Source organism: Corynebacterium sp. p3-SID1194 (genome assembly GCF_025144155.1).
In the GTDB taxonomy this organism is placed as follows: domain Bacteria; phylum Actinomycetota; class Actinomycetes; order Mycobacteriales; family Mycobacteriaceae; genus Corynebacterium.
This window is the reverse complement of the sequence record NZ_JALXWY010000030.1, coordinates 1-8910: the sequence shown is the minus strand read 5'-3', so window position 1 is coordinate 8910 and position 8910 is coordinate 1. Positions and strand designations below refer to the sequence as shown.

At 63.6% G+C, this 8910-nt stretch carries 10 protein-coding genes and 1 tRNA gene; 2 read left to right on the top strand and 9 right to left on the bottom strand.

Features of this window, described 5'->3' with window-relative positions:
* Nucleotides 1–151: 151 nt before the first annotated feature.
* Complete coding sequence (gene gluQRS, locus M3G19_RS11590) at nucleotides 152–1069, bottom strand: tRNA glutamyl-Q(34) synthetase GluQRS (protein ID WP_259902759.1); 918 nt, start codon at nucleotides 1067–1069, stop codon at nucleotides 152–154.
* Between the two features lie 19 nt (nucleotides 1070–1088).
* Between gluQRS and M3G19_RS11585 the strand changes: the two genes are divergently transcribed.
* Nucleotides 1089–1763 carry a queuosine precursor transporter gene (locus tag M3G19_RS11585; protein ID WP_396121784.1) on the top strand — a complete coding sequence of 225 codons (675 nt, stop codon included), beginning with the start codon at nucleotides 1089–1091 and terminating at the stop codon, nucleotides 1761–1763.
* Here M3G19_RS11585 and M3G19_RS11580 read toward each other — a convergent pair.
* The 8 genes from M3G19_RS11580 to M3G19_RS11545 form a co-directional block, all read right to left on the bottom strand.
* Entirely contained in the window at nucleotides 1760–2179 is a 420-nt protein-coding gene (locus tag M3G19_RS11580) for a type II toxin-antitoxin system VapC family toxin (RefSeq protein WP_259902757.1), read from the bottom strand. The genes M3G19_RS11585 and M3G19_RS11580 overlap by 4 nt on opposite strands.
* Nucleotides 2176–2415 carry a type II toxin-antitoxin system Phd/YefM family antitoxin gene (locus M3G19_RS11575; RefSeq protein ID WP_259902756.1) on the bottom strand — a complete coding sequence of 80 codons (240 nt, stop codon included), beginning with the start codon at nucleotides 2413–2415 and terminating at the stop codon, nucleotides 2176–2178. Before M3G19_RS11575 ends, M3G19_RS11580 begins: the two co-directional genes overlap by 4 nt.
* 41 nt (nucleotides 2416–2456) lie before the next feature.
* Nucleotides 2457–3722, bottom strand: coding sequence for a tRNA guanosine(34) transglycosylase Tgt (tgt, locus tag M3G19_RS11570; RefSeq protein ID WP_259902755.1), 1266 nt, complete (start codon nucleotides 3720–3722; stop codon nucleotides 2457–2459).
* Entirely contained in the window at nucleotides 3719–6148 is a 2430-nt protein-coding gene (locus M3G19_RS11565) for an MMPL family transporter (protein ID WP_259902754.1), read from the bottom strand. The genes tgt and M3G19_RS11565 overlap by 4 nt, the downstream gene beginning before the upstream one ends.
* A gap of 96 nt (nucleotides 6149–6244) precedes the next feature.
* Nucleotides 6245–6332: transfer RNA gene (locus M3G19_RS11560), tRNA-Ser, on the bottom strand.
* Between the two features lie 66 nt (nucleotides 6333–6398).
* Nucleotides 6399–6611 (bottom strand): CsbD family protein, encoded by a 213-nt coding sequence (locus M3G19_RS11555; RefSeq protein WP_210575257.1) that lies wholly within the window; start codon nucleotides 6609–6611, stop codon nucleotides 6399–6401.
* A 105-nt stretch (nucleotides 6612–6716) separates the two neighbouring features.
* The gene (locus tag M3G19_RS11550) at nucleotides 6717–7178 is read right to left on the bottom strand and encodes a nucleoside deaminase (RefSeq protein ID WP_246875158.1); all 462 of its coding nucleotides are present in this window, start codon (nucleotides 7176–7178) and stop codon (nucleotides 6717–6719) included.
* 7 nt (nucleotides 7179–7185) lie between these two features.
* Nucleotides 7186–7710 (bottom strand): tRNA adenosine deaminase-associated protein, encoded by a 525-nt coding sequence (locus M3G19_RS11545; RefSeq protein WP_259902753.1) that lies wholly within the window; start codon nucleotides 7708–7710, stop codon nucleotides 7186–7188.
* A gap of 57 nt (nucleotides 7711–7767) precedes the next feature.
* On the opposite strand from M3G19_RS11545, the gene M3G19_RS11540 reads away from it, so the two are divergent.
* Nucleotides 7768–8826, top strand: a complete 1059-nt coding sequence (locus M3G19_RS11540) for a prephenate dehydrogenase (protein WP_259902760.1) — start codon at nucleotides 7768–7770, stop codon at nucleotides 8824–8826.
* Nucleotides 8827–8910: the final 84 nt, after the last annotated feature.

Genomic DNA, 8910 nt, shown 5'->3' with positions numbered 1-8910 from the left:
GCCGACTGCTTGACAGACCGAACTTTTTAACCAGCAGGTTTAAGTCCACCCATTATTTTCAATGTAAACAGATTCACCCGCCCCACCGTGGAGGGCCTAAAGGCATCACAATCAGGTGAGGACCATGTGCGGTCAAGTGATTTCATTGACGTCATGTCCACAAAAATGGCTCGCAGGAAAGCATTTCCGGCGTGAATTTCTGCATCAACTCATCCGCGCTGGTAGCGCCCGCGACACCGACTGAGGCGGAGAGCTGCTCGACAATTTCTGTGATAGTTCGGTGAGCCAACATGTCCCGCAAAGTGACTGCGCCGTCGCGCTTCGCCAAACGGTTTCCTTGGGCATTTATCACGAGCGGAACATGAGCGTAGGTCGGCTGGGGCAGGCCGAGTTGGTCAGCGAGGTACGCCTGCGCGGGCGCTGATTCCAAAAGATCGTCGCCGCGGACGATCTGGTCGACATTCTGGAACCCGTCATCGACCACCACTGCGAGGTTGTAGGCCCAATCCCCCGCTTGTGCCTGGTTCAGGTTGCCGCCGCGCTTGAGAATCACGTCGTCGACAGGACCGGTGAATTTGCCTTTGTAGTAATCAGTCACAGTCCACTCATCCACATGCGCCCGCAGACGGATGGCGGGGAGGCGGCCTTGGTCGGCGAGCTGGGAACGTCGATAAGCGCGCTGCTCTTCCGTGAGGTCGCGGCACGTGCCTGGATAGATGCCTGGATGCGCGTGGGGTGCGGACGCCGCCTCCCGGATATCGCGGCGGGAGCAATAACATTCATACGTGTCGAGCGTGGCCAACGCCGCCGCGTACGCATCGCCGCGCTCGTGCTGGTAGATCACCGGCTCATCCCACTCAATGCCGAGCGCCGCGAGGTCCTCGAGCTGGCGGCGGGCCGATTCCATGCTGGAACGCTCCGAATCAATGTCCTCCACGCGCATGTAGAAATTGCGGCCCGACTGACGCGCAAACAACCACGCGAGCACCGCCGTGCGTAAATTGCCGAAGTGGAGATCCCCACTCGGGCTCGGTGCATAACGGCCGGCTGAAGGTTGTGAGTGAGACATATGTGCAATGATATTGCGCATGTCGAATCCCATTTCCCACACGCACCCCATCGCGCGCTCGCCGTACCCGTACCTGCTCGCGGTGTTCTGCGCGGTCTTCCTCATCTCCAATATCACCGCACAGAAAGGCGTCGAACTCGGGCCACTGGTCACCGACGGCGCATTCTTTCTTTTCCCCATCTCGTACGTCATCGGTGACGTGATCGCTGAGGTCTACGGATTCAAAGCCGCCCGCCGTGCTGTGTTCACCGGTTTCGGTGTCGCCGTGCTCGCGGTGCTGTCCTTCTATATTGCGATCTGGCTGCCCGCCGCCAGCTTCTACGACATGCAGGACACCTTCGCCGCCGTGCTGGGTCTGCTGCCGCGCATCATGCTGGCATCGCTTACCGGCTACGTCGTGGGCCAGCTGCTCAACGCGTGGGTGCTGCAGAAGATGAAGGACCGCTTCGGCACCGACCGCCTGTGGGCGCGCCTGATCGGTTCGACGGTTGTCGGCGAATTCGCCGACACCCTGCTGTTCTGCTCCATCGCCGCCGGCGTGATCGGCATCGATTCCGTCGGCGCGTTCGTGAACTACGTCATCGTCGGGTTCCTGTGGAAGACCCTCATGGAAGTCGTCCTGCTGCCGGTCACCTACCCGACCATCGCCGCCGTGCGCCGCGCCGAGGAGCGTGCGAGCGCGGTGACGGCTTAATCCGACCAGGGGTTGATGCACGGTACCCGGAATGAGCTGAAGTCACGCTCATTCCGGGTCACAACGGCAAGACCATGTAGCTGCGCTGTTGCCGCAATGAAAGAATCCGCCAGGGGACGGGGATTATCCACGTGCAGGTGGGCCGCATGCGCAGCAACCGCAGCATCAAAAGACAGAACCCGCCCTTCGAAGGACGGTTTCACCTGATCTTCGAGCCACGCCCGTAGTTTCGCGCCTTGCACTGGATCGCGACGTTCCTTCAGCGACACCCCCTGCTCAAGCTCGAAGATGGAGACGGCCGAGAGAAATTGCTCGATGAGCGGGTGTTTTGTCGACCAGGCCAACACTCCGGGATTGACTCTTGAGGCGGGCTTTCGAAGCTCGCTGACCACGTTGGTATCCAGCAGGAAGCTCATAGCTCCGGATCCCTCAGGCCGAAATTCATCCGGGGCGGCTCAAACTCAATGTCCTCTTCCATGTGGAGGCGGCTCGCCCAATTGGACGTGTTCGCCACGAGCTCTTTGTAGCGCTCCGCCGACAGCAGCACATGCGATGCACGGCCGCGGTCAGTGATCACCACTGGCCCTTCTAGTGCAGCGCGCTTAGCGGCGCTGACATCGCGGTTGAATTCCCGGGCGCTCAGTGTTGTCATCTCACACCTCCTGTAGGTACATACCTACATCCTAGGAAGTTTTACCGCCCCGCGTAATAGCGCCCGAGGAACTCGTCGCGGTAGGCCTCATAGTCGCCGGCGTCGATCGCGGCGCGGATATTGTCCACCAGGCGCACCATGAACTCGAGGTTATGCAGGGTGCACAAGGTGCCGGCGAGGAATTCCTTCGCACGCAGTAGGTGGTGGATATACGCGCGGGAGTAGTTCTCGGAGACGTAGCCGCCGAATTCCTCGTCCACACCGGTGAAGTCGCGGCGGAAGCGGGCAGCCATGAGGTTCATGCGACCGTCCAGGGTGTACACGCCGCCGCGGCGGCCGAGGCGGGTCGGGGCGACGCAGTCGAAGGTGTCGGCGCCGGCTTCGATGGCGGTGAATAGGTCGTCGGGTTCGGAAATGCCCAGCAAGTGACGGGGCTTGTCCTCCGGCAGCTCATCGGTGACCCAGCCGACGATGGTGCCCAGGTTCTCCTTCTCCAGGGCGCCGCCAATGCCGTAGCCGCCGAAACCGCGGCGCCCCTCGGCGCGGGCTTCCTCGTCCAAGGCGATCAGGCCGTGGGTGGCTTGGCGACGCAGGTCCTCGTACTGGGCGCCCTGCACCACTCCCCAAAGGGATTGGAGGGGTTTGTGGGGGCGTGCCGTCGATAGGCGATCGTGCTCGAGCAGGCAGCGGCGTGCCCACAGGCGGGTCCGCTCGACGGAATGCTCCTGGTAGGCGCGGGTGTCCACGAGTGTGGTCAGCTCGTCGAAGGCGAACATGATGTCGGCGCCGAGCTGGTGCTGGATCTGCATGGACACCTCCGGCGTGAAGCGGTGGGAGGAGCCGTCAATGAAGGACTTGAAGTCGACGCCGTCGTCGTCGACACGCGCCATGCGGTCCTTGTTGGCGGCGCGGATGTCCTCGTCGGTGAGCCCGGCAACGTCCATAGCCAGGACCTTCTTGAAGCCGACGCCCAGGCTCATGACCTGGAATCCGCCGGAGTCGGTGTAGGTGGGTCCGTGCCAGTTCTCGAAGGCGGCCACTCCCCCGGCCTCGTCCACGATGTCGGGGCCGGGCTGAAGATAGAGGTGGTACGCGTTGGACAGGATGGCCTGCGCGCCCGTCTGGCGGATCTGCTCCGGGGTCAGGGTTTTCACGGTCGCCTTGGTGGCCACCGGGATGAACGCGGGCGTCTGGATCGGACCGTGCGGAGTATGGATCACGCCGGTACGGCCATGGCGGCCCGGGGCCTCCTCGAGGTGGGTGCCTACCTCGAAGCTGAGATCGGCCTTATGAGGGGTGTCGGTCATGCGTTGACGTGCTCCTTATCAAATTCGCGCTCAAATTCGCGCTCTAGCTCCTCGCCTTCGATGTCGAGGTTGGGCAAGATGCGGTCGAGCCATTTCGGCATCCACCAGGTAGTGGTGCCCAGGATGAACATGGTGGCGGGGACGAGGGCCATGCGGACGAAGAAGGCGTCGAAAAGCACGGCCGCGCCGAGCGCGAAACCGAAGATCTTGATGAACGGCAGCGGCTGATCAATGAACGCGACGAAGACGGCGATCATGATGATGGCGGCGGCGGTGACCACGCGCGCGCCGCGGACGAAGCCTTCGACGGTGGATTCCTCGACAGCGTCGAGGACGGCGTCCGGATCGTCGCCGGGGCGGCGCAGGCGCGTGTACTGCTCGCGCATGCGGGTGACCAGGAAGACCTGGTAGTCCATGGCCAGACCGAAGGTGACGCCGATCAGCAGGATCGGCAGGAAGGACAGGATCGGCCCCGGGGTGTTCACGAGGCCCGTGAACCCTTCCTGGAAAACCAGCACCGTCGCACCGAAGGCCGCGCCGACGGACAGCAAAAAGCCCAAGCCCGCGACAAGCGGCACGAGAATCGAGCGGAAGACGATGATGAGCAGCAGAATCGCCAGGCCCACCACAATGCCGAGGTAGAGCGGCATCGCGCCGGCGAGTTCCTCAGTGATGTCCATCTGCACGGCGGTAAAGCCAGTCAGGCCCACATCGGCACCGGTGGCGTCTTCGATCTCAGCGTCCATTTCCCGCAGGGCGTGCGCGGTGTCGACGGTGAACTGGTCGTCGGGGCCCGTCACCGGCGTGGCCAAGATCTGCGCAGCGGTCATGTCATCGTTGACGTCGACGAGCTGCGCGTGACGCACGCCAGTCACGGTGCCAGCGCGTTCCATCGCGTACATGAAGGAGGACAACGCAGCTTTTTGCTTATCGACGTCCCCTGCGCCCTCCACCGCCTCATCCGGGATCGACTTCATGTACGGGGCGAGTGCCTGCGACTCTGGATTGACGTCGTGGGCATCGACGACGAGCAGGAATGGTGCGTTGACACCTGCACCGAAACCTTCCGCCATGAGGTCGGCGGACTTGCGCTGGGTCGTGTCGGTATCGCCGTTGGAGTCCGAAGGCAGGGACATTTCCATCTGCAGCACCGGCAGCGAGCACACGCCGAGGAGGACGACAACGACAGCCATGACCAGCGCTGGGACTCGGCGCACGGTGTTCACCCAGGCGCGGCCGAGTGAGCGGGAATCCAAGTCTTTCGCGGGACGGTCGCCGGGACCGGGGTTGCCGGCCACACCGGGGATTTTTCCGCCGAAGATTTTATCGCCGAGCAGGCCCAACAGGGCTGGCAGCAACGTGATCGCGACCAGCACCGCGACGGCCACGGTGGCTGCGGCGGACAAACCCATCCAGGAGAGGAACTCGATGCGCGCCAGCACCAGCGCGACCAGGGCTGTGAACACCGTCATGCCGGCGAAAAGCACAGATGAGCCCGCGGTGCCGACAGCCAGACCGGCCGCTTCCGGGCCGGGGAGGCGCTCACGCTCCTGCTTGTAGCGGGACAGGATGAACAACGCGTAGTCGATACCCACGGCCAGGCCGATCATCACGGCCATGACCGGGGTGACCTCGTTGAGCTCCGTGAACCGCGTGGCCATGAGAATGAGGAAGGTGCCCAGGCCCACGCCGACCACGGCGGTAGTCACCGGCATGCCTGCGGCGATGAGTGAACCGAAGGTGACCAGCATGACCACGAAAGCCACACCGATGCCGATGATCTCACTGGTCGTCTTGATCTCGATGGGATCGCCGAAGCCCGGGCCACCGGCCTCGACCTGCAGGCCCTTCGAACGGCCGAGGTCGAGCGCCTCGTTGACCACGGCGCGTTGCTCATCGGTGACCTGCATGGAGGTCTCCGCGCCGAATTCGAAGGTGGTGTAGCCGATCCGTGCGTCCTCGGACAAGAGGCGGACATTATCGGCATCGGCCTTCGCGCGCTCCTCGGGCAGTCCCATCTCCGTCATCTGGGAGACGATCTGTTCCGTCTGCTCCTTCGAGACGGTGACCGGATTGCCGAAGCGGTCTTTGCCGCCCATCTCCGGCAGGTTGTCCTCTATATAGGACACGGTCTCGTCGATCGCAGCCATATTCGCCGGATCGTCGAGGCGTTGCCCGTCCGGTGCCTTGAAGACCAGGTTCACTGACGGAGCCTGGACCGGGTCGCTGATTCCGGGGAAATTCTCGCCGAGGGACTCGAGGGCGTCGATCGACGGTGTCCCGGAGATGGCGAAGTCGGACGACAGCGACTTCGACAGGGTCGCGGCGCCCGCAGCGCCAGCAGCGAAGAGCAGCAACCACGCCACGATGACCTTCCACTTATTGAGGAAGGACCATTTGCCTAGCCGGTAGAGGAACTTCGCCACTGGGATCCCTTTCCTAAAAACAAAAAATTCGTGGTTTGGAGCTGGAAAACGGCGATATTTCGCCGAATTCTACCCAAACCACGAACTTCTTGAAAATGGCGGTAGCGGCGGGATTTGAACCCGCGGAGGTTTTACCCTCACTCGCTTTCGAGGCGAGTACCTTCGGCCGCTCGGACACGCTACCGCAGAACAGAGTAGCGGTAGCGTCGCCGGTGAACCAAATTCCTAGGCACTCGGCTCAAGCGACGGTTTAGTTCTCGTCGCGGGAATCCTGGATCTTGCCAGCGACCTCGTTGGCCTTGTCCTTGATCTTGTCGCCAGCCTCGTTCAGCTTGTCCTTGACGCCGCCGGTGAGCTGGTCAGCCTTGCCCTCGTTCTTCAGAGCGTCGTTGTCGGTAACGTTGCCCAGAGCTTCCTTAGCGTCGCCCTTGACCTGGTCCAGCTTGCCGTTGAGATCAGCCATGATCTTTCTCCTTCTAAGTTGATTTCGCTTACTCGGCCCATGCTAGAGAAATCGAGATGACGGTTGGGTAACGATTCCATGTCAATCCACGGCGCGAACTACTGATCAGCGCAAACGGTCGAAAAACCCAGTCATCAGCGCAGCGGTTTCAGCCTCGAGGACGCCACCGCGCACCTCGACGGTGTGGAGGTGGGGCGGGTCGCGGAGGACGTCGATAAGCGATCCCACGGCTCCCGTCTTGGGCTCGTACGCGCCGAAGACCACGCTTTTCATGCGCGCGCCGAGGATCGCGCCCGCGCACATCGTGCACGGTTCAAGCGTGACCACGAGCTCGCAACCGTCGAGCCGCCAGGTGCCCAGGGCGCGCGCGGCTGCTCGCGTGGCGACGACCTCCGCGTGCCCGACCGGATCCTGATCTGTTTCGCGGCGGTTCGTCCCGGTGGCGATTTCGGTGCCGTCCGGCCCATAAATCACCGCGCCGACCGGGATATCCGCTGCTGGTGTGGTGCGGGCGACCTCGATGGCGCGGCGCATCCGCTGTTCGGCGCGTTGCTCCAGCTGGCTCATGACGGGGCTAATTCAGCGCCCGGTCGAGCTCGTCGATGAAGCCGAGCTCGTCGGCGATTCGGTCGATGATGTCGGAGGGGTCGTCATCGGAGTCGTCGATAAGCACGCTCATGAGCTCCTCGCTGAAACCGATATCCTCGAGAATCTTGAAGTCGCCGTCGGCCCAGCCGTCAATATTGTCCAGCTCATCCGGGTCGATGTCTGGGATCTCGACGCCCGCGGTGTCGAGCACTTCGGCCGCGAAATCATCGTCGACCGCCATCGTCGCGTCCGAGATGAGCACGCGCGTGCGCGACGGGCCGGGACGCACGATGACGAGGTACGCCTCTTCGACATTGAGGAGCGCGAACGCCGCACCTTCGCTGCGGAGACCGCGCACCGCGTCGATGGACGTATCTAGATTCTCGAAATCGTCGTCGAATTCCGCGACGACCCACTCCCCGTCGCGCCTGGCCACAGTGACCGCGTAGCCGTCCTCGAAGGCGCTGTCGTACCCGTCGCCTGAGCCAGCTTCCGCATGTCCGTCGTTCATGCCTAGTCAGACTACTCGCGTTGTGGAAAGCTTGTCAGCGTGAACGAGCAACACGGTATGTCAGGCAACCAGGGGTCCAACGCACGCGTCGGAGGGCGGCGCACCCTGCCCACGACCTGCATTATCGGGCTGGGGCTCATCGGCGGATCAATCATGCGCGATTTAGATGCCGCAGGGGTGCCGGTCTACGGCTACACGCACTCCCGCTCCGGCATGCGCGACGCCGCGCGCGAAGGCTTCGATGCCTCCGACGACCTGTCCCGCGTGCTCTCCCGCGCGTCCTCCGACCACGCGCTCATTGTGATCGCCGTGCCCATGCACGCGGTGGAGGACGTTCTCGATTCGATCGCGATGTACGCGCCGAATTGCGGCATCACCGACGTGGTCAGTGTGAAAAAGCCTGTCGACGAGCTGGTGCGCGCCCGCGGCATGCGCGAACGTTATGTCGGTGGCCACCCGATGTCCGGCACCGAGGACTCCGGCTGGGGTGCCTCCCGCGCCGGCCTGTTCACCCGCGCCGCTTGGGCGATCACCTACGACTACGCCAAAGAATGCGAAGATGCCGGACGCCGCGTCCCCGCGGACTGGGTGGACATCTTCGGCCAGGTCTGCGAGCTCGCGCGCGTGTGTAGCGCGGAGGCAGTCCCCGTGTCGGTGGGGAAGCACGACGAGGCAGTCGCCCGCGTCTCCCATCTGCCGCACGTTTTGGCTGAAGCACTCGCCGTCGTCGGCGACCGCGGCGGCACCCTCGCCCAGTCCCTGGCTGCTGGCTCCTTCCGCGGCGCGACGCGCGTGGCTGGCACCGAGCCCGAACTGGTGCGCGCGATGTGCGAGACCAACGCCGATGCCGTGGTGAAGACCTTGGACGAGATCATCCCGCTGCTGCAGGATGCCCGCTCTTCGCTGGCCGCGCCCGAGCCCGACTTGGAGCAGCTCGTCGGCGCTGGCTACCGCGCCGTCACCCGCATGGGTGCGCGCAAGGGCGCCCGCGCCGAATCGGTCTCGCCGATCAAGATCTCCTCCCGCCCCGTCATGCGCATCCAGCTCGGCGCACACGGCTGGGTCAAAGCACTGCGTCAGACCGAGTCGCTCGGCGGGCGCATCGACGTGTTCTAAACGGGGGTACACGGAAAGCAGAAAAGCCCGCGATCTGGCGTAGCTGCCAGGTCACGGGCTTTACGTGAAGCGTGCGCCCGGAGG